Annotated in this window: 18 protein-coding genes; 13 read left to right on the top strand and 5 right to left on the bottom strand. The window is 72.7% G+C overall.

The window, feature by feature from the left end; all coding sequences use genetic code 11:
- Positions 1 to 2: 2 nt before the first annotated feature.
- Positions 3 to 848 carry an aldo/keto reductase gene (locus ACFO0C_RS00280; RefSeq protein ID WP_378064348.1) on the bottom strand — a complete coding sequence of 282 codons (846 nt, stop codon included), beginning with the start codon at positions 846 to 848 and terminating at the stop codon, positions 3 to 5.
- A 102-nt stretch (positions 849 to 950) separates the two neighbouring features.
- Between ACFO0C_RS00280 and ACFO0C_RS00275 the strand changes: the two genes are divergently transcribed.
- The 5 genes from ACFO0C_RS00275 (at position 951) to ACFO0C_RS00255 (ending at position 7,327) form a co-directional block, all read left to right on the top strand.
- The gene (locus ACFO0C_RS00275) at positions 951 to 1,880 is read left to right on the top strand and encodes a LysR family transcriptional regulator (protein WP_378064347.1); all 930 of its coding nucleotides are present in this window, start codon (positions 951 to 953) and stop codon (positions 1,878 to 1,880) included.
- An 8-nt stretch (positions 1,881 to 1,888) separates the two neighbouring features.
- Positions 1,889 to 3,511, top strand: a complete 1,623-nt coding sequence (locus ACFO0C_RS00270) for a diguanylate cyclase domain-containing protein (RefSeq protein ID WP_378064345.1) — start codon at positions 1,889 to 1,891, stop codon at positions 3,509 to 3,511.
- A gap of 120 nt (positions 3,512 to 3,631) precedes the next feature.
- Positions 3,632 to 5,299 carry a serine/threonine-protein kinase gene (locus tag ACFO0C_RS00265; RefSeq protein WP_378064344.1) on the top strand — a complete coding sequence of 556 codons (1,668 nt, stop codon included), beginning with the start codon at positions 3,632 to 3,634 and terminating at the stop codon, positions 5,297 to 5,299.
- 47 nt (positions 5,300 to 5,346) lie between these two features.
- Positions 5,347 to 6,195, top strand: a complete 849-nt coding sequence (locus tag ACFO0C_RS00260; RefSeq protein WP_378064343.1) for a hypothetical protein — start codon at positions 5,347 to 5,349, stop codon at positions 6,193 to 6,195.
- Between the two features lie 172 nt (positions 6,196 to 6,367).
- A complete protein-coding gene (locus ACFO0C_RS00255; protein ID WP_378064342.1) occupies positions 6,368 to 7,327 on the top strand; it encodes a Clp protease N-terminal domain-containing protein in 960 nt (319 codons plus the stop codon).
- A gap of 43 nt (positions 7,328 to 7,370) precedes the next feature.
- Here the strand turns inward: ACFO0C_RS00255 and ACFO0C_RS00250 are convergent, their stop codons facing one another.
- Entirely contained in the window at positions 7,371 to 8,330 is a 960-nt protein-coding gene (locus tag ACFO0C_RS00250) for an SEC-C domain-containing protein (protein WP_378064341.1), read from the bottom strand.
- A gap of 234 nt (positions 8,331 to 8,564) precedes the next feature.
- On the opposite strand from ACFO0C_RS00250, the gene ACFO0C_RS00245 reads away from it, so the two are divergent.
- From ACFO0C_RS00245 to ACFO0C_RS00235, 3 genes are all read left to right on the top strand, one after another.
- Positions 8,565 to 9,542, top strand: coding sequence for a carbohydrate-binding protein (locus ACFO0C_RS00245; RefSeq protein WP_378064340.1), 978 nt, complete (start codon positions 8,565 to 8,567; stop codon positions 9,540 to 9,542).
- A 285-nt stretch (positions 9,543 to 9,827) separates the two neighbouring features.
- Complete coding sequence (locus tag ACFO0C_RS00240; RefSeq protein ID WP_378064339.1) at positions 9,828 to 10,190, top strand: hypothetical protein; 363 nt, start codon at positions 9,828 to 9,830, stop codon at positions 10,188 to 10,190.
- A 94-nt stretch (positions 10,191 to 10,284) separates the two neighbouring features.
- Positions 10,285 to 10,734 carry an SMI1/KNR4 family protein gene (locus ACFO0C_RS00235; protein WP_378064338.1) on the top strand — a complete coding sequence of 150 codons (450 nt, stop codon included), beginning with the start codon at positions 10,285 to 10,287 and terminating at the stop codon, positions 10,732 to 10,734.
- A gap of 78 nt (positions 10,735 to 10,812) precedes the next feature.
- Here the strand turns inward: ACFO0C_RS00235 and ACFO0C_RS00230 are convergent, their stop codons facing one another.
- On the bottom strand, positions 10,813 to 11,439 hold the full coding sequence (locus ACFO0C_RS00230) for a LysE family translocator (RefSeq protein ID WP_378064337.1): 627 nt from the start codon (positions 11,437 to 11,439) through the stop codon (positions 10,813 to 10,815).
- 70 nt (positions 11,440 to 11,509) lie between these two features.
- On the opposite strand from ACFO0C_RS00230, the gene ACFO0C_RS00225 reads away from it, so the two are divergent.
- Positions 11,510 to 12,418, top strand: coding sequence for a LysR family transcriptional regulator (locus ACFO0C_RS00225; protein ID WP_378064336.1), 909 nt, complete (start codon positions 11,510 to 11,512; stop codon positions 12,416 to 12,418).
- Positions 12,419 to 12,439: 21 nt separating this feature from the next.
- On the opposite strand, the gene ACFO0C_RS00220 is transcribed toward ACFO0C_RS00225, so the two are convergent.
- Positions 12,440 to 12,643: a hypothetical protein gene (locus ACFO0C_RS00220; protein ID WP_378064334.1), complete on the bottom strand. Its 204-nt coding sequence runs from the start codon at positions 12,641 to 12,643 to the stop codon at positions 12,440 to 12,442.
- 428 nt (positions 12,644 to 13,071) lie between these two features.
- On the bottom strand, positions 13,072 to 13,779 hold the full coding sequence (locus ACFO0C_RS00215) for a Pr6Pr family membrane protein (RefSeq protein ID WP_378064333.1): 708 nt from the start codon (positions 13,777 to 13,779) through the stop codon (positions 13,072 to 13,074).
- A gap of 105 nt (positions 13,780 to 13,884) precedes the next feature.
- Here ACFO0C_RS00215 and ACFO0C_RS00210 point away from each other — a divergent pair, with 105 nt between their 5' ends.
- The 4 genes from ACFO0C_RS00210 to ACFO0C_RS00195 form a co-directional block, all read left to right on the top strand.
- Complete coding sequence (locus ACFO0C_RS00210; RefSeq protein ID WP_378064332.1) at positions 13,885 to 14,229, top strand: CU044_2847 family protein; 345 nt, start codon at positions 13,885 to 13,887, stop codon at positions 14,227 to 14,229.
- A 5-nt stretch (positions 14,230 to 14,234) separates the two neighbouring features.
- Entirely contained in the window at positions 14,235 to 16,136 is a 1,902-nt protein-coding gene (locus ACFO0C_RS00205) for a VMAP-C domain-containing protein (RefSeq protein ID WP_378064331.1), read from the top strand.
- Complete coding sequence (locus ACFO0C_RS00200; RefSeq protein WP_378064330.1) at positions 16,129 to 17,124, top strand: AAA family ATPase; 996 nt, start codon at positions 16,129 to 16,131, stop codon at positions 17,122 to 17,124. Before ACFO0C_RS00205 ends, ACFO0C_RS00200 begins: the two co-directional genes overlap by 8 nt.
- Positions 17,121 to 19,814: SAV_2336 N-terminal domain-related protein (locus ACFO0C_RS00195; RefSeq protein ID WP_378064329.1), on the top strand; the 2,694-nt coding region annotated here is incomplete at its 3' end. The genes ACFO0C_RS00200 and ACFO0C_RS00195, both read left to right, overlap by 4 nt.

The raw sequence follows: 19,814 nt of genomic DNA, 5'->3' as shown, positions 1-19,814 counted from the left end.
CTTCACGGGAGTTCGGCCAGGTCGTCGGCGGTCAGGTGGAGCGTGCCGGCGGCGGTGGAGTCGGTGATCGTCTCCGGGCGGCTCGCCCCGGGGATCGGGATCGACACCGGCGACCTGGCCAGGTGCCAGGCCAGGCAGACCCGCTGCGGGCTCACCCCGTACCGCTCGGCGACCCGGGCGAACGCGCCGCCCAGCGAGCCCGCCGCCCGGATGCCGCCCAGCGGCGACCAGGGCAGGAAGGCGATCCCCAGCTCGGTGCAGAGCTCCAGCTCCGGCTCGGACGACCGGAACGCCGGCGAGAACTGGTTCTGCACCGACACCAGCCGCCCACCCAGGATCTCCCGGGCCTCGCGGATCTGCCGCGGGTTCGCGTTGGAGATGCCGGCCATCCGGATCTTCCCGGCGTCGAGCAGGTCCCGGATCGCGCCGATCGACTCGGCGTACGGCACCCGCGGGTCCGGCCGATGATGCTGGTAAAGGCCGATGGCGTCGACGCCGAGCCGCTTCAGCGACGCCTCGCACGCCTGCTTCAGGTGGTCCGGCGACCCGTCGACGGTCCAGCTGCCGTCGCCCGGGCGCAGGTGCCCGCCCTTGGTGGCGACCAGCACGCCGGAGGTGTCGCCGCCGTAGGAGGCGAGTGCCCGGGCGATCAGCGACTCGTTGTGGCCGACCTCGTCCGCGCCGATGTGGTACGCGTCGGCGGTGTCGATCAGGGTGACGCCGGCGTCCAGGGCGGCGTGGATCGTCCGGATCGAGCGGTCCTCGTCCGGCCGGCCCTCGATCGACATCGGCATGCCACCGAGCCCGATCGCCGCGACCCGCACGTCACCGATGTGACGGCTCTGCATGGTTCCTCCCGGGAGATGTGTACGGCTACCACCCTGGTATGCCCGCCCCGGCGGCGTCCAACAGAAGAAACCGCTCGGATTCAGCAGCTAGGGTGCTCAATCGTGGAACTGCGGCATCTCGAGTACTTCGTGGCGGTGGCCGAGGAACGGCACTTCACCCGCGCGGCCCAGCGGATGCGGGTGGCCCAGTCCGGGTTGTCCGCGTCGATCCGGGCGCTGGAGCGGGAGCTCGACGCCGACCTGTTCACCCGGCACACCCGCCGGGTCGAGCTGACCGACGCCGGGCGGGCCCTGCTCACCGAGGCGCACCGGACGCTGGCCAGCGCGGCGGCCGCCCGGGACGCGGTCGCCGCCGTGCGGGGCCTGCTGCGCGGCAGCCTGGCCATCGGCGCCGAGCAGTGCCTCGGCGCGATCGACATGGCGCCGCTGGTCGCCGCGTTCCGGCGGGCCCACCCGGGTGTCGAGGTCCGGCTCGGCTACGCCGGCTCGGGGCACCTGGTCGAGCAGGTCCGGCTGGGGGTGCTCCAGGCCGGTTTCGTGGCGCTGCCCGGTCCCGCGCCGGACGGCGTACGCCTGCTGCCGGTGGCGTCCGAAAAGATGATGCTGCTCTGCCACCCGGCGCACGCCCTCGCCGACAGCGGGTCGGTCGCGGTCGAGGACCTGGCCACCGAGGAGTTCATCGACTTCAGCGGCGACTGGGGCGCCCGCCGGGTCAACGATCTGGCGTTCGCCCGGGCCGGCGCCGACCGCCGGGTGGCCGTCGAGGTCAACGACGTGCACACGCTGCTCGACTTCGTGCACCAGGACCTCGGGGTGGCGCTGGTACCGGCTCCGGTGACCCGCAAACCGCAGGCGAAGGGGCTGCACGCGGCCACGGTCACCGGCCCGGTCCCGGACTGGCGGGTGGCGGTGGCACTTCCCGCCGGGACACCGGCCGGCCCGGCCACCGAGGCGCTGCTGCGGCTGGCCCTGCCGGCAGTCCCCCACGGCCCGGGCGCGAAAACCCTCAGGTCCGACCCGCACCGCCGATGAGTGGGCCTGTGTCGGACAAGAACGTGATGAAGCCCGGCGACCGGGACGCCCTCCTCGCCGCCGTGGTGGCCAAGCACCCGGACGCGTTCATCGCGGCCATCGGCCGCAACGGCCTGTGCGTCCCGCTGCCGCCGGAGATCGCCGAGGTCGGCCTGCGACCGGTCGAGGGCGCCTCCTCGATGCTCGGCCTGGTCGTCGACGCCGATCAGCGGGTGGTCATCGACGCCTGGACCGAGGTGATCGCCGCGGGCGTCGCGAACTGCCTGGTCCGCCTGGTCGCCGCACCCGACCGCAAGGCCCGGATGCACATCCTCGACGCCACCCACCGGTACGGCGTCTACATCGCCGTGATCAGCGGTTCCGGGATCGCGGCGGACCTGACCCTGCACCCGGAGCTGGTCCGGCCCCGGCTGGTCACGATGCTCAAGAGCCCGGTCTCGGTGGTCACCGAGGTCGGCCCCGAGATCCTCCCGCTGCTCGGCTGGGCCCCCGAGGAACTGATCGGGCAGCGCACCCTCGAACTCGTCCACCCCGACGACCAGCAGCGGGCCATCACCGGCTGGATGGACATGCTGAGCACCCCGCACGGCTCGGCCCGCCGGGTGCGGCTGCGCCACCTGCACCGCGACGGGCACACCGTGTGGTTCGAGGTGACCAACCACAACTACCTGGCCGACCCGGACAACCCGCGGGTGGCCGCCGAGATGCTGGACATCTCCGACGAGATGGCGGCGCAGGAGGCGGTCCGGGCCGCCGAGCAGCTGATGCGCCGGCTCACCGAGACGATTCCGCTGTCCATCGTGCAGGTCGGCGCGGAGGGCCGGATCACCTTCCTCAACGAGAGGGCCGCCCGGCAGGTGAAGGCCCAGGTCGGCGACGCCCTCGCCGGGGCGCTGCTGGACCAGACCGAGCCGGTGGACCGGTCGCTGGTCGGCGCGGCGTTGTCCGGGGTGCTGACCGGGGAGGACACCGATTTCGAGTACGGCCATCGCGAACCCGGCGCCGGCAACCGCCGGATCCGGGCGAACCTGCGCGCGCTGACCGACGACTCGGGCGCGGTCACCGGCGCGATCATCTGTCTCGCCGACGTCACCGAGGAGGCGCTGCTACGGGAGAAACTGTGGCGGCAGGCCACCTTCGACCCGCTGACCGGCTGCCACAACCGGGCCGCGACGATGACCGCGCTGGAGGACGCCCTCGGCACCGCCGACCGGCACGCCGGCACCGCCGTCGTCTTCCTCGACCTCAACTCCTTCAAACCCATCAACGACCGGTACGGCCACGCCGCCGGTGACCTGCTGCTGAGCCAGGTCGCCGCCAGCCTGCGCAGCGCGGTGCCGTCCGGTGCCATCGTGGGCCGGATCGGCGGCGACGAGTTCGTGGCCGTCTGCCGTGACGTGACCGGCCGCGACCACGCCGACCGGATCGGCGCCGACCTGCTCGCGGCCCTCAGCGCGGCCCGCGTCCACGTGGCCGGCAGCACCCTGGTCCCGCACGCCAGCCTGGGTGTCGCCTGGGCACCGTACGGCGCCGGCGACTCCGACGAACTGCTGGCCCACGCCGACGCCGCCATGTACGCGGTCAAGCGCGCCCGCGGTTCCGCCGACCCGCGGGTGAGCCTGGCCTCGTAGGCGGTCCCCCGTCCGGTCATCGAAAGCACCCGATGCGCGGATCCCCTATAGTTGCGCCGCGACCAGAATGATCGGCGCGGCGGAGGCACGCATCCGCCCTGGATGGTGGGGTTCTCTCGAATGAGCGGCTGGCAGCTCACCGGCTACACGCCTGTTCGTCCGCTCGGCGCCGGCGCGTCGGGCAACGTCGTGCTCGCCACCCACGACCGGACCGGGACGCCGGTCGCCATCAAGTACCTGGTGCACGTCCTCGGCGACGACGCCGCGTTCCGGGCCGCGTTCCGGCGTGAGGCGCAACTGCTCGGCGAGATCGACGACCCGCACATCTCCCGGCTGTACGAGTACGTCGAGTCCGCCGACGGCGCGGCGATCGTGATGGAGCTGGTCAACGGGGTGTCGCTGCGGCAGATGCTGCGCGAGCACGGCGCGACCACCCCGGAGGCGGCGCTCGTCGTGCTGAAGGGCTCGCTCGCCGGGCTGGCCGCGGCCCACGGCCACGGTGTCGTGCACCGTGACTACAAACCGGAGAACGTGCTGGTCACCGGTGAGGGGTCGAGCAAACTCGCCGACTTCGGCATCGCCACGACGGTCGGCCAGGGCACCGGCACCGTCGTCACCGGCACGCCCCGTTACATGGCCCCCGAGCAGTGGACCGGCGCGCCGGCGACGCCCGCGTGCGACATCTACGCCGCCACCGCCACGTTCTTCGAGTGCCTCACGGGCCGGCCGCCGTATGACGGGACCAACCTGTTCGCCCTGCACGACCAGCACGCCAACGCGCCCATACCGACCGACCCGGCCCCGGCACCGGTGCACGAGCTGCTCCGGCAGGGCATGGCCAAACAGCCCGGTGACCGGCCGCCGCACGCGCTCGCGTTCCTCGACATCCTGGAGCGGGTCGCCGGTGCGGCGTACGGGCGGAGCTGGGAGGACCGTGGCCTGCGCGAGCTGGCCCGCCGGGCCGCGCTGCTCGCCGCGCTGTGGCCCTTCCCGGACGGTTCGGCGAGCGCGACCAGTGTGGCCACCACGACCCTCGGCACCGGCCGGTCCGGTGTCTTCCGCGGCAACCGCAAGTGGGCCGCGGCCGGCAGCGCCGCCCTGGTCGCGGCGCTGCTGATCGGCGGGGCCGGCTATCAGTACGCGTCGGCCGCCGAGGAGAGCCCGATCATCGCCGGTGGTCCGGCCGGCGGCCCGACCACCGATCCGGCCGTGGGCGGGCCGTCCGGCGCGGCCACCGCGGACAGCTCCGCGGCCGGGTCCCCGCCGGCGACGCCGTCACCCTCGGCCGCACCGGGCACCTCGGTGACGCCGGCCGCACCGGGCACCTCGCCGTCGCCCGGCAGATCGCCGTCCGCCTCGGCCCCGGCGTCGGCCTCGGTGTCCACCGGCACGTCGCCGAGCCCGTCGACCAGCACCTCACCCCCACCACCGGCCGACACCACCGGGCCGTCGGTCGGCGGCGTCGGCGCGAGCCCGACGGTGATCGAGGGCGAGGGCTGCCAGTACGGGACGCGCACCAGCACCGTGTCGGTGACCGTGACCGACGACGTGAGCGGGCCGGGTGAGCTGACGGTCAGCTTCCAGTACACGCTGAACGGCACCAGCCGGACCGTGGCGATGAAGGGGTCCGCGCGGGGACTCTTCCGAGGCGTGCTCGGCCCGCTGCCGATCCCGAAGTCGGCGACCCGCATCCCGATCGCCGTGGTCGCCTCGGACGCCGCCGGCAACCAGGGCAAGTCCTCGTCGTCGGCGATCGTCACCCTCGAGAACTACTGCACTCCCGGTTAGGAGCACGCCGTGCCAGATCCTGTTTCGCGGGTCACGGGGAGACGGGCGTGAACCGGCCGGACGAACCGCACGACGACCGCACGCCGCCGGCCGCCGATCCGTGGCGGGCCGCCGCCGACACCCCGTCGCCCACCGTGAACCTCGGTTCGCCCACGGCCTACCTCGGCGACCCCCACCGCACCGTCCACCTGCCCGATCCCGCCGACAACCGCACCGTCCACCTGCCCGGCCCCGCCGACAACGGCACCGTCCGTCTCGGTCCGGGCGGGCCCGCCGGTCATCCGGCCGACCGGACCGTTCACCTGCCCGGGCCGGATCCGACATCGCACGTGCGGCCGGTCGGTCCAGCGACGTTCGCGGGTGAGTCGGAGCCGACCATGCGTGCCCAGCAGGAGATGCGGTTCGGTCCCGGTGTGCCGGCCGCCCCGGTCGCCACGCCCGCCGCACCGGGCTGGCCGGCCGCCTCCACCGCCGCGCCACGGCGGCCGCTGTGGCGGCGACTCGTCTCCCTGCTCTCCAGCCTGCTGACCCTCGTGCTGATCGGGGTCGTCGGGTTCTACATCTGGCAGCGGCTCAGCCCGCTGGAGGTGGAGGGCGTGTCGGTGTCCGTCCCGGAACCGGCCGGGAATCGCTGCGACGTGACCGTCGACGTGGTCGCCACCGTGCAGACCAACGGGCGCGGCGGGGTGATCCGCTACCAGTGGTTCCGGTCGGACGCGCCGCCCGGGGCCGTGCTCACCGAGCGGGTCGGCAGCGGCCAGCGGACGGCCGCCCTGACGCTGGCGTGGACGTTCAGCGGGATCGGCTCGACCACCGAGACCGCCACCGTCAACATCCTCGAGCCGTCGCCGGTCCAGGCCGGGACCGAGGTCTCCTACCGCTGCCGGCGCGACTGACCGGCCGGGGCCGGGAACACCGCGATGTCCCACCGGCGGTCCGGGCCGCTCGGAGGCCTTCCGCCAGTGTCGTGCGGGTGACCCGTACCGCTGCGGTCTATGACCTTCGGTAGAGGTGGGTCCGGCTCGCGGACAGACGTGCGGGAGCGCCGCCGTCCCTAGTGTTTCGGGCATGGCAGTCACGTTCACCGGCGACGACCGGTTCCCCGCGGTTCTCGGCATCGCCCGGGCCGCCGCCCGCGACGAGCTCGGCACCGTGCACCTGCTGGCCGGGATGGCCGGCGCCGCGCCCGACATCGCGGCGCTGCTCGGCGTCTTCGACATCACGCCCGCCGTGATCCGGACCGTGCTGCGGGACCGGGTCATCGGCGACGGCCCGGCACCCCCGGTGGCGGCGATCGTCCGCGGTCACGCGACGCTCCCGCTGACCGCCGGGGTGCGGGCCGCACTGGTCCGGTGCGCCGCCTACCACCCCGGGGCCCGCAGCTCACGGCAGCTGCTGGACACGATTCTCGACGATCCGGGCGCCGGGGCGGTCACCCTGCTGCGGCTGTGCGGCGCCGACATCGCGGCGGTACGGCGGGCGCTGCGGACCGGTCAGGCGCCGGCCCGCACGGAACGGCTGCCCGCACCGCTGTGGCCGGTCCGCGACCGGTTGATCGGGCGGCAGCAGTACCGCGGACGTGGCCTGCGTGACCTTCTCCGGTCGGTGCTCACCCGGGCGGACGCCGGCCATGGCGCGGATCCGGCCGTCTGGGCGTCGCTGGAGGCCGACGAGACGGCGCGACGTGACGGGCGGGCGACCCGCACCGACGACGTGCTGCTGGCGATGGTGACGACGTTCGAGGTCGCCGAGGCCTACCCGCACCTGGCCGGTGCCACCGACCGGTACGACGGCACCCGCGCCCTGCTCGCCCAGGTCGACGCCGGCGAACTGGCCGCCGCGATCGCGGCCGGGACCGGCGAGGACGCGGTGCCGCTGCGGAACCTGCTCAGGACGGGCGGGCAGCGGGACACGGCCGCGCTGCTGCGGGCGATCACCGCCCACCCGGAGACGCGGGCCTCCCGGGCACTGCGGGCGCTGGGCCGGTATCCACTCGTCACCGACCGCACGCCGGTCCACACCGCGTGAGCCGCGGGCCGCGCCGTCGCGGGCGCGGCCCTCCGCGAGGACGTCAGCCGCGAGAGCGCGGCAGGCAGCACTTCTTGTATTTCAGCCCGGAGCCGCACCAGCAGGCGCCGTTGCGCTCCGGCGGCCACGGGAGCCGTGCGGAGCCGGTGGACAGCTTGCGGGCGTAGGCGGCCCGGTCCTCCGCCGACGCCGGGTCACCGGTGAACCCGTCCGCCGTACCCGGAAAGAGAACCAGGTCGGCACGGCCGGTCCCGGCCAGACGGACCAGTTCGCGCTCCAGCCCGGCCCGGTGATCGTCCCACGTCGCGCCGTACGCCTCGGTCTGCTTCACCAGCCGGTCGAACTCCGGACCCGCCAGGAAGACCAGGTCCACCGTGGTGGCCGCGGACCCGGCGCCGGCGAGCCGGGTCTCCAGCCGCTCGGCCAGGTTGTCGTGCGTGTCGTGCTGCCGGCCGAGCGCGTGCCGCAGCCGGTGCCGCTGCTGGAGCAGGAAGAACAGCACACCCGCGTCGTCGGCGTCGGCCGGCTCGGTGGCGCCGCGCTCGGCCAGGACCTCCTGGACCGCCTCGGTCAGCCATTTCTCGGCCTCGACGGCCCGCCCGCCGACCACCAGAGCGGCGGTGACGTAGGCGGCGGCATCCGTGTACCGCGTGAGCAGCGGGCGCAGCGGCTCGACCTCGGCCGACGCCTCGTCGCCACGGCCCGTCCGGTACAGCACCCGCGCCCGCAGCGCCCGTGCCGAGGCGGCCGCGCTGTCGTCACGTTCACCGAAGGCCTCGAGGGCTCCGTCCACATACCGCAGCGCGGCGTCGAGCTTGGAACGGCTCTCGGCGATCTCCGCGGCGAGCGTCAGCGCGAGACCCGCGTCCTGCGGGTCGGCGAGACGCCCGGCCCGGGCCGCGTCGGCCAGGTCGGCGGCGACACCGAGCGGGTCGGCGGCACCGAGAGCGGACTGCCGGATCTCATTGAGGTCGGCGCTGGTCAGATCTGCTGTCGAGGACACGCCGCCACGCTACTGCGGCCCGCACCCCGGCGCTGTTGATCTGGATCACTTCACCGCCGGAGCCGTCCGGCATCCGGCGGCGACACCCGAGGGTGATCGACTCCTGAAAATAATTACCAGAGTGAATCTGTACCGGTGCCGGGTTTCCCCTTATGATCAACCGCGCGTCGGCCGGCCGGTCCAGCCCGGCCGAACACACAACCGAATAGGTTCCGTCGAGGGAGATGCATCGCGGTGGAGGAGCGTCCGAGCGCTTCGCTGTTCCGGCCCTACGTCCTCACACCCGATGGGACGCCATCCCACTCACACCCCGACTCCCCCACCGGCACATCCGCTCGCCGGCCGGCCCCGCCCGCGGCAGCCACCGAGCCGGATGCCGACCCGGCGACCGTTCCCGCCGGCGACTCCGGACCGGCGAGTGAGCCACCCCGGCCGCACCGTCTCCGCTCCGAGGCCGTGGACAGCCCGCCGGTGTTGCGCCCCTCCCACCGCAATCTGCTCGTCGCCATGGCAGCAGCGCTCATCGCCCTCGCCATCGTCCTCGTGGCCCGGGCGACGGCAGCGGATTCGGGAACCGCGACCGCCGGCGGAACCGGCGCGTACTGGTTCGTCCCGGACCTGGCCGTCCCGACCGGCGCCACCGACTCTCCGCCGGACCCCAGCGGACCGTCCTACCCCCAGGGCGGCGACGGCACGGGGGACGACGGCCGGCCGGCGGTCACCGGTGCGACGGCCGCGGTTCCCCGCCGCACCGGCGACAAGCCACCGGCACAGTCGGCCCGTCCGGACGCTCCACCGCAGAACGCCACCGCCTACACCGTCATCCAGGCGGAGACGTTCGACGAGCAGAACGGCATCAAGGTCGAGAACGCACCGACCGGTTCGGGACGCCACGTCGGCTTCATCACCAAGGGCGACTGGATCCGGTACGACGACGTCGGGTTCACCGACGTGCCGGCGACCAGGTTGCAGATCAGTGCCGCCAACTGGGCGAAGGACGACGGTACCGGAGTGGTCGAGGTACGCCTGGACGACCGCGCCGCCGATCCCGTCGGCACGATGACGATCCCGAACAATCACTCCTGGTTCGACTTCGTCACCTACTCGATGACCATCCGGCCCACCACCGGGGTGCACACCGTGTATCTGACGTTCACCAGCACCCAGAAGGAGGAATTCGGCAACATCGACTGGATCCGGTTCCAGCACTGACACCGAAGGCAAGCAGATCCTTGCGGCCGACCAGCCACTGTCCACAATCTGGCGAGACGCGGTCGCCCCGACGCCGGCTACGCCATTGCGCCGTCACTTTTGAGGGATTTGCACCACTATTTGTAACCTCCCGGTGCGCTACCGGCGGCTGGAGAGGACGTTGGGCGTACGCCCGTGGAGGGCTCGCTGAGCTAGTGGCGTAGTCACGTCCTGCCCGGAAGCGCGGGATCCAACGGTCGCCAACCGGCTTGGACCCGGAACGACGTCCTCGAGGGCAAGTACGAGATGATTGTTCTCGTGGAGGCGGGAAAGGACGACGTGGTGGCGCTGGACATGCCGACGCGTATCTGGGCTGGCATCGACGCGGGAATCGACAATGTCATCTCGTCGGCGGCCGGGAACGGCGACGAGGCGGTGGTCGAGGTGGGTCAACGTATCCGCAAGGCCGGCTGGGACCAGGTGCCTTGGGTCAATGGCGCCTGGCCTCCCATGGACCAGGTGATCTCGATCCGACTGACCGTGGCCGAATGGATGTTCGCTGCCGATGAGGCCCGCCACGCTATCCGGCTCTACGAGGAACTCGGGGACGACGAGTCGGCCCAGCTGGGGCGAGATGCCCTCGCCGTGATCGAGAGCATCGGCCGGTAACGCCGTAGAGCCGTTGCGGGAAGCTCTGTGCAGCCACCCGGGTTGCGGGAGATCCGGATGCGTGCCGGATCTGGAAGGGTGTCATTCTGCTGCGGTGAACGATCATGAGGCTCGCCGGGATGTCCTGCGACTATTGCCTGAGGCCGAACGGCCGCCGGGCGAGCCGTTTCCCGGTGGCGCTGAGGACCAGGAGATCGTCGACTTGGAACGGCGGCTCGGTATACCTCTGCCCAAGGCGCTTGTCGACTGGCTGCGCGTCTGTAAGGGCGAAGGGATTTGCGCTGGTGGCGTCTTTGGTGCCAGGACCGATCACGAGTTTCTCGATATGGCCACGTACCTGGCGATGTTCCCACAGTGGCGGCAATCCGGCTGGCTGCCAGTGGCAGGCGATGGCTGTGGCAACTACTACGTCCTGGTAACCAGCGGCGAGTTCGCCGACCAGGTTGGTTTCATCGACACGATCTCGGATCCCGACAACATCGAGTACGTGGCCGGACCTAGCCTTTGGATGTTCCTTCGTTCGCTGCTGTTACGGGATGGGTGAACTCATACGTCGGCGCCTCGCGCGGCCGAAGCACACGGACAGCGGCAAATCCGGGTGCCAGGGGACGGCCGGACATCCTTACCGTTCGGCGGCCAGGCGCAGGCCTAGGGCGATGAGGACGCCACCGGTGACCGTGTCGATCCGGCGGCTCAACGTGCGGCGATGCCGCAGCCACATCCCGATCCGGCCGGCGAAGACCCCGATCGCGCCGTCCACCACGAACTCCAGCGCGATCAGGATCAGCCCGAGAACGGCGAACTGCACCCCGACGGACCCGAGCGCCGGATCGACGAACTGCGGCAGGAAGGCCACCGAGAAAGCGATCATCTTCGGATTGGAAAGGTTCGTCAGGAAACCGCTGAGGAAGGCGCGACGGCCGGACACTCCGGCCCCCTCCGCCCCGGGGATCATGTCACCGCGCTGCCGGATCATCTGAATGCCGAGGTACGCCAGGTACACCGCACCGGCGATACGCAGCACCGTGAACGCCGCCGGAACCGCAGCGAACAGGGCGGTCAAGCCGACCGCCGCCAGCAGTACGTGGATTGCCTCACTGGTGGCCAACCCCGCGGTGGCCAGCAGTCCGGCCCGCGGCCCACCGCGCATTCCGCAGCTGAGCACGAACAGCATGTCCGGGCCAGGCGCGATCATGGCGACGACCGTGGCGACGGTGAATGCGGCAAGCAAATGCGGATCCAGGGGCATTGCCTCAGCGTGCCGAAAGTGGAGCGAAAGATCCATATCGTTTGATTAGGGCTGAGCATAAGATCTGCTAATGCTTGATCCTCGTCGGCTCAGCCTGTTGCGTGACGTGGCGGCCACCGGCACCATCGCTGCCGCCGCCGAACGTGCCGGCTGCACCGCCGCGGCCGCCTCACAGCAACTCGCCGCCCTGGAACGCGACCTCGGCGCCGCACTGCTGGAACGGTCCGCGCGCAGCGTCCGGCTCACCACGGCGGGCCGGGTCCTGGCCGACCATGCCGGACGGCTGCTGAGCTCGCTCGCCGACGCCGAACGAGCCGTCCGTGACGTGGCAGGCCTGCGCGGTGGCACCATTCAGGTCGCGGCATTCGCTACCGCCGGGATCAGCTTTGTCATCCCCGCGCTGACCGTCTTCCGGAACCGGCACCCCGACATCGAGCTACGATTCGCCGAGCTGGAGTCGGCCGAGGCGCTCCCTGAGGTGCGGGCGGGGACGATCGACCTGGCGGTCACCCATGAGTACACCCCCCTGTCGCGACCCGATCTGCGCGGACTCGACCAGCGGCCGCTCTACCGGGAGCCGATGCTGCTGGCCGTACCCTCGGGTCTGGCACCCGCTGGAACCGCGCACGCTGACCTCGCCGACTTCGCCGCGACTCCCTGGGTCGCCGCGCTGACCAGCACCGGCTTCCAGGCCGCCACCGAGATGGCCTGCCGGACAGCCGGTTTCGAGCCCCAAGTCGACATTCGGGTGCACAGCTATCCGATGCTCCTGGCGATGGTCGGCGCCGGCTTCGGGGTGGGGCTGGTACCCCAGCTCGCAGCCGTCGCCCAGCACGGCGTGAGCTACCTGCCGATCGCCAGGCCGACCGGCCTGACCCGGCAGATTTACGCCACCACCAGGCGAACCGACCAGTCGCCAGCAGCGCGGGCACTCGCTCACTACCTCTACGACGCCCTGACCCTGACCACACCGAAGTAGGCGCCGACATGGCCGTCCAGGTCAGGGCTTCCCATCTCCCTGATCCGCGGAACCCGGCCCCGGCACGTCGGCAGCCGTCGCCTCGGGCGGAGCCGGCGATCCGGCAGGCAGACGTGTGCCGAGCAGACGCAGCGCGGCGCCGAGCAGGACGGCGATCAGCACGACGACACCCAGGTTGATCAGCACCGCCGGGTAGCCCCAGCGGGCGACGTCCGTCAGGGGCATCAAACAATGCTCGCGTCAGGGCGTCCCAGAATCCGGCGGCCATGTAGATTGAATCTACCTAGAATGGCTCGGTAAACCGTTCGACACCCACGACCTGCGGAAACTCCAGAACGGCGCGGCTCAGGTTCCCGGCTTCGACCCCGACCGAACCGGGTTGATCGCCGTCAGCCGATCCGGCACCGACCTACCGGACGGCGCCGTCGACGTCACCTGGACGCCGGACGACGTGGTCACCGCCTGGCGATCCTGAGTCGATCTCCGCACGAAACGCCGCCTCACACACCTGAGCCGAATGACAGTTGTGGATCAGATAGGCGTACCGCTGCCGAATACATATCCCGGGACTACGCAGACAACCACGGTCAGCTTCCATCCCGCGAGGAGAACACTGATCCTGGAAACACAAGGAAAGACCATCGGCGGAGCCGTCAGGTGACGCGGCGAGTCTCGGACTCCGCGTCGGAACCCGGGCTTGCCACGACGGCCGCCGTCGCCTCGGGGGCGGCCGCCGATCCGCCGGGCAGACGTGTGTCGAGGAGGCGCAGCGCGGTGCCGAGCAGCACCGCGATGAGGACGACGACGCCCAGGTTGATCAGCACGGCCGGGTAACCCCACCGGGCGACGTCGGTGAAGGGATACGGGTACCAGTCGGTCGCCGCGCCGTGGGCGAGGGTCCAGGTGATCCACAGCAGTGGCCACAGGCTTGCCCACGCCATGGTCCGGGCGTCGATCCGGGCGTGCGGGCCGAACAGCAGCCAGCCGGCCAGGGCCGTCCACGGGGCGATGTAGTGGAAGCCGAGGTCGGCCCACCACGCGGCGCCCTGCGGGTCGGCCTGGCCGGCCAGGATCGTGCTGTAGACGATGCCGGTGATCACGATGCCGAGCAGGGCGTCGAGGCGGATGACGCGCCACAGCCGGCCGTCGCGGTGCGGGTTCAGGGTGAGGGCGGCGATCGCGGCGAGCAGCAGCAGGTTGCTCTGGATGGTGAAATAGCTGAACAGCCGCTCGAACCGGGTGACCGCGGGCGCGTCGTCCTTGAGTGCGGTCAGGGTGATCTGGGTGATCAGCGACGCCGACACGATCAGGGCCAGGGCCCCGTGCCAGACCCGGGACGCGGCAGCTCTGTCGATCTTCACGGGGCGGAACGCTATCAGGACGGCCGCCGATCGGCCTTATGCGAAGGTGGGCCCGGCCACTACGGTTGCACGTGGAGTCACCTCATCGAAACGGAGGGACACGGCGTGGGTGAACCGGTCGAGGTGGAGCTTCCGTCCGGGAACACCATGTGGGTCATGGTGGAGTCCGGGGAGGAGGCCGTCGACGTCGGGCTCGGTGACAGATTGGCCGATCTGCCAGGCCTGCCCGAGATCGTCGAGTGGGTGACCTCCAATGTCACGGCCGGTCTGCGGAACGCCAAGCCCGACGGGGTGACGGTCGAGGTCAATGTCGAGCTCAGCGTCGGTAACAAGGGCCTGGTCGCGGCGCTCGGCGGGGCCGGTGCCAAGACCGCGATGAAGGTGACGTTCACCTGGGGTCAGGGCCTCCCGGCGAAACCTGTGGAGCCGCCGGCCGACGAGCCGCGGTGACGCCGGTGACCGGCTCGCCCGTCATCAACCATCTGACCGAACACCTCAAGAGGTCCCTGGTCCTCATCTCCGGGCTGGACCGGGGCAGCGGATTCTTCATCGCTCCGAACACGATCGCCACCTGCGCGCACGTGGCCGGTGCGTCCGGGGCCGAGGTGACCGTCGGCTGGCAGGGGCGGAGCCTGGCGGGTGTGGTGCGGTGGGCCTCGGCGCCGGGTGGGCGGGGGCAGGTCACGCCGTACCCCGATGTCGCTCTCATCGAAGTTGATCTGCCGGACGGCGGCCATCGCTCGGTCTGGCTGGACGACCACCGGGCCCGGCCGAACACCGAGCTCGTCGCGGCGGGGCACGCCCGGGTGTACAGCAGCGCGCCGGAGCCGGTGACCGGGTGGTACACGCATCGCGGGGAGTACGCGGAGATGATCCGGCTCACCGACGACCTGATCGAGCCGGGCATGTCCGGCGGGCCGGTGCTGAACACGGTGACCGGCGGGGTCTGCGGCATCACCAAGGCGGCGCGGATGAAGGGGCAGCCGGCCGCGGGCGGTGTCGCCGTCCCGGTGCGGGCGCTGCGCGAGATCATGCCGGCGGAGGAGTACCGGCGTCTGCGCCGCCGCCAGGAGGACCATCACCGCCGGAACCGGAGCTGGCTGCTGCTGGCCGGGCGGCTGCCGCTGGAGGCGGGCACGGTCGCCGGCTGGGCCGAGCGTGAGCTGCGGCTGATCCTCGGCATGCTGCCGGCGGCCGGGCACGACGAGCTGTTCGACGACTATCTGGCGATCGCCGGTGACCGGGCGGTCCCGGTCAGCCACCGGCTGCACGACCACGGTGACGTGGTCGCCGAGCTGGCCGGGCTGCCGCCGGCCGACGAGCCGTTCCCGGACCTGCTGGCCTATGCGCTGCACCGGGCGCGTTCGGCGGATCCGCGGATCGCGGCGCAGCTCACCCAGTGGGCGCTGATGGCCGCGCCGTCGCCGGACGAGCGGGAGCTGGTGCAGAGCCGCCTGGCCGGTGCGGTGCCCGCCGGCGGCGACGGTGACCAGCGGCCGGCCGGGGTGCCGTCGGTGCTGGTGCACGTACGGCCGTCCGGTCCGGACAGGCAGCGGTACCGGTGCGAGATCTGGCGGCACGACGGCGACGATCTGTCCCCGGTGGAGACCGAGGGCCCGGACCGTTCGGCGGAGGAACTGCGCGGCTACCTGCGGGACCGGCTGCCCGGGCTGATCCGGCGCGGCCAGGCCGAGGGGCCGGCGCCGATGATCGAGCTGGTGCTGCCGGCGGACCTGATCGACGAGGAGGTCGAGCGCTGGCCGCGGACCGGCCGCAACCCGTGGCCGCTGATCGGGCAGAAGAACCCGGTGGTGGTCCGGGACCAGGAGCGGTTCGAGCTGGACCCGGTGGAGCCGGAGGACGAGGAGATCCTGGTCAACTGGCAGGCCCGCTGGGACGCGCTGGCCGGACGGCGGATCGGCGGCACGGTGCTGCAGGTGGACTGCGACGAGCGGCGCGACGAGACGGCGCTCTACTCCGAGCTGGAGCTGCACACCGTGCTGGGCGCGGTGGTGCTGCCGGACACGCCGCGGCAGCGGACGGCGTTGCGCACCGTTCTGGACGTCGGCCTCTACACCGGGGTCCCGATCATGGTGTGGCGACGCAGCGGCTGCGGCGGCGGGGACGGCGTCGACCACGACGACTGCGCCGGGGCGCGGCTCGCCTCGGCGGTGCGCGGGGCGCTGGCCGAGTCGGGGCGGGACGACGTGCCCGAGCAGATCATGCGGCTGCGGAACCAGGCGGCGGCCGGCGGGCAGCCGGAGTGCGGCAACGACCTGGTGCTGTTCTGGGACGATCCGGGTCGCCGGCCGCGGCGGTCACCGATGACGGCACCGAGGGGGGACGCGGGTGGGTGAGTTCCCGATCTATCTCGGGGCGGGGACCGTCGACGAGGAGGGCGAGCGGATCCGGCGGCGGGCCGACCCTCCCCCGTGGCGGGTGTTCGCCGGTGGCCCGGTCACCCCTCTGGACCGGGACGCCCCGGTCGGCCGCCGTCTGCCGGACCGCGCACGGTCCGCCTCCTATCAGGCGGACGAGGCGACCGTACGGATGGTGAACGTGGCCCTGCATCTGCGGCGCCCGCTGCTGGTCACCGGCGATCCGGGGACGGGCAAGTCGACGCTGGCCTACGCGGTCGCGCACGAGTTGCGGCTGGGCGCCGTGCTCCGCTGGGCGATCACCAGCCGGTCGACGCTGGCGTCCGGGCTTTACCACTACGACGCGGTCGGCCGGATCGAGGCGGCGAGCAACCGGTCGGTGGAGGAGTCCGACATCGGCCGGTTCCTGCGGCTGGGCCCGCTCGGCACCGCGTTCGCGCCGTACGAGCTGCCCCGGGTCCTGCTGATCGACGAGATCGACAAGGGTGACATCGATCTGCCGAACGAGCTGCTCGACATCTTCGAGGTCGGCGAGTACGGCATCCCCGAGCTGGAGCGGATCGCCGACTCGACGCCGCGGGTGCTGGTCCGGCCGGCCGATCACGGCGATCGGGTGACGATCCAGGACGGCCGGGTCGGCTGCCGGGAGTTCCCCTTCGTCGTGATGACCAGCAACGGCGATCGCGAGTTCCCGCCCGCTTTCCTGCGCCGTTGTGTCCAGCTGGACCTCGCCCAGCCCGACCCGGAGCGGCTGCGGGCCATCGTCCACGCGCAGATGGGCGCCGAGGCGCTGGCCGCCGCGCACGATCTGATCGCCGATTTCCTGGAGCGCCGCGAGCAGGGCCAGCTCGCCACCGACCAGTTGCTCAACGCGGTCTACCTGCTGCACCAGGCCGGCGGCGCGGCGCAGCCGGACCGCCGCGAGCTGGAGGAGGCGATCATGCGCCGGCTGACCGGTCCGGCGTGACCGCCCCACTCGACCGGCTGTTGCGTGTCCTGCGGACCGCCGGAGTGGACCTGACCCCGGTCGAGGTGGCCGAGGCGCTGTGGCTCGCCCTGCGGGTCGACCTGTCCGGTCCGGAGCCGGCGACCCCGGATCCGGCGGGCCCGTCCGGGCAGGTCGAGCTGCGGCTGCCCGACGGGGCCGAGGCGCCCGGGCCCACCGATCCCGTTCCGGTGGAGCCGGATCCGCCGGCCGAGGTGGACGTGCCCGGGTCCGGCGGCCGGGTCGGCTTCTCCGCCGCGCCGGGCCGGCCGATGCGGGTGCACACCGCCGGGGCGCTGCCGCAGAGCGGCCGGGTGATGCGCGCGCTGCGCCCGTTGAAACGCCGGCGTCTCTCGGCGCGGCGTTTCGTCCTCGACGAGGACGCGACCGCACGGCAGATCGCCGAGCGGCGCCTGTGGACGCCGGTGTGGCGGCCCGCACCGGACCGCTGGCTGCATCTGACGCTGGTCCTCGACGAGACGTCGGTGAGCGGTGTCTGGCGGCGGCTCGGCCAGGAGATCCAGACCATGCTGGAACGGCTCGGCGCCTTCCGCACGTTGCGGGTGGTGCGCCTCGGCCTCACCGCGACGACCATCCATCTGGTACGGCCGGACGGCACCCACCGATCACCCGCGGGCCTGGCCGACCGCCCCGGTGAGAACCTGATCCTCCTGCTCAGCGACTGTGTCGGCCCGCCCTGGCACGACGGTGGCTTCGCCGGTCTGCTCCGGCGCTGGTCCCGTCGCGCCCCGGTCGCGATCCTCCAGCCCCTGCCCGAGCGGCTCTGGTCACGCACCGGTCTGGCCCCGATGCCGGGACGTCTCTTCGCGCCCCGCCCGGGGGCACCGGCCGCCGCCTACCGGTTCGTCTCGGCGCTGCGCCGCCGCCGGTTCCCCGCCGACGGCGTACCGGTGCCGGTGCTGGAGATCGAGCCGCGCTGGCTGGAGGCCTGGGCACGGCTGGTCGCGGGCCGGGCGGCCGGCGGCATCGACGCGGTGGTGACGGCGGTGACCGGCCGGCGGGGCGCCCCGGCCCGGCCCCGGACCGGCCGGCCCTCCGCGGAGCAGCGGGTCCGCGACTTCCGGGCGGGCGCGTCGGCCCCGGCGTACGAGCTGGCCCGCTACCTGACCGTGGCCCGGCCGCTGAACCTGGCCGTGATGCGGCTGCTGCAGACCGTCATGGTGCCCGGTTCCCGCCCGTCGCACCTGGCCGAGGTCCTCTACGGCAACCTGCTCCGCCCGTTGTCGGCGGCCACCGCGGACGCCGACGAGCAGCAGTTCGATTTCCTGCCCGGGGTGCGCCACGTGCTGGGCGGCACGCTGGCCGACGAGGACCCGGAGCGCGTCTACACGGCGGTGTCGGCCTATCTCGACCAGCATCCGGAACGCACCGGCGCCCTGTTCACCGCGCTGGCCTCGCCGCCGGTGGCCGCACCGCCGCCGGCCGGCCGCGAGGTTCCGGGGGCCGTGGAGCCGTTCGCCGGCATCCGGGCCGACCTGCTGCGGCGGTTCCTCGGCGGGACCGGCACGGCGCTGCCGGTGCGCCGGGCCCGGGACCGGGTGACGGTGCTGCACCTGAACGGGCCGTCGGCGGCGGTCCCCGGCACCGGCGCACCGCCCGACCTGGTCGTGGTGACCGGTGGGGTGGCCGGGCGGGCGACGCCGACGGAGTACCGGGCGGCGGTGCGGCGGCTGGAGGAGCTCAGGGCCGCGCTGCGGCTGCCGGCCGGGCGGATCGTGGTGGTGCCGGGCCTGTCCGACGTCAACGCGGGCCGCTGTCTCGCGTACTTCCGTGATCAGGAGGCCGACGGGCTGGAGCCGGTGCCGCCCTACTGGCCCAAGTGGGAGCCGTTCGCGGCGCTGACCGCCCGGTTGCCCGGCGGCACCGCCTTCCAGCGGCATCAGCCGTGGCAGCTCTTCGAGATCCCCGCCCTGCGTACGGTCGTCGCCGCGCTGAACTCCACGGTGCCGGTCAGTCACCTGCCGGGCGGCCGCGAGGGCGGCCTGGGTGACGCGCAGACGACCTGGTTCGGTGATCGGCTGCGGGACTACGAGGACCGTGGCTGGCTGCGGATCGGCGTGCTGCACCACGATCCCGCCGTCGCCGGGGCGCTGGTGCCGTTCCTGGACGTGGTGCTGCACGGCCGGGACGGCGGGGTCCGCGAGCTGGGCCTGACCGGGGTGCCGTCGGTCGGCGATCCGGGTGGCGCGCAGACGGTCGAGTTGCGCCCGGGCGCGTTGCGGGTGTCGTCGGCGGGGCACGACGAGACGCACGCCTACGGCGATCACTGGTGGCTGGCGGCCGCCGATCCGCCGCCGTCGGCGCGGAGTTCCGACGATCCCGGTGACGCGGGCCGGTCCGATCTGCTGGCGCTGGTCGCCCGGGCGTACCGGGCCCGTCATCCGGGGGTGTCGCTGGTGGAACGGGAGTGGCCGGGCGCGGCCGGTGGCTATCTGGTCGCCGACCCGTCGGGGGCCCGCCGCTGCATCGGCGTCGTCGACGGCGCGCCGGACGACGACCTGGTGGACCGTTTCGTGGCCGAGGTGGTGCGCCGTGAGCGGCCGGGCCGGGCCGCCACGCTGGTCTGCCGGTCGGCGCCGGACCCGGATCTGGAGCGCCGTGCCCGGGACCGGGAGGTCCTGGTGGTCGAGTTCGCCGATTTCCAGATCGGC

This window comes from Actinoplanes subglobosus (assembly GCF_042650585.1).
Taxonomy (GTDB): Bacteria; Actinomycetota; Actinomycetes; order Mycobacteriales; family Micromonosporaceae; genus Actinoplanes; species Actinoplanes subglobosus.
The sequence above is the reverse complement of the archived record's forward strand: the minus strand, read 5'-3'. Positions and strand labels throughout refer to the sequence as shown.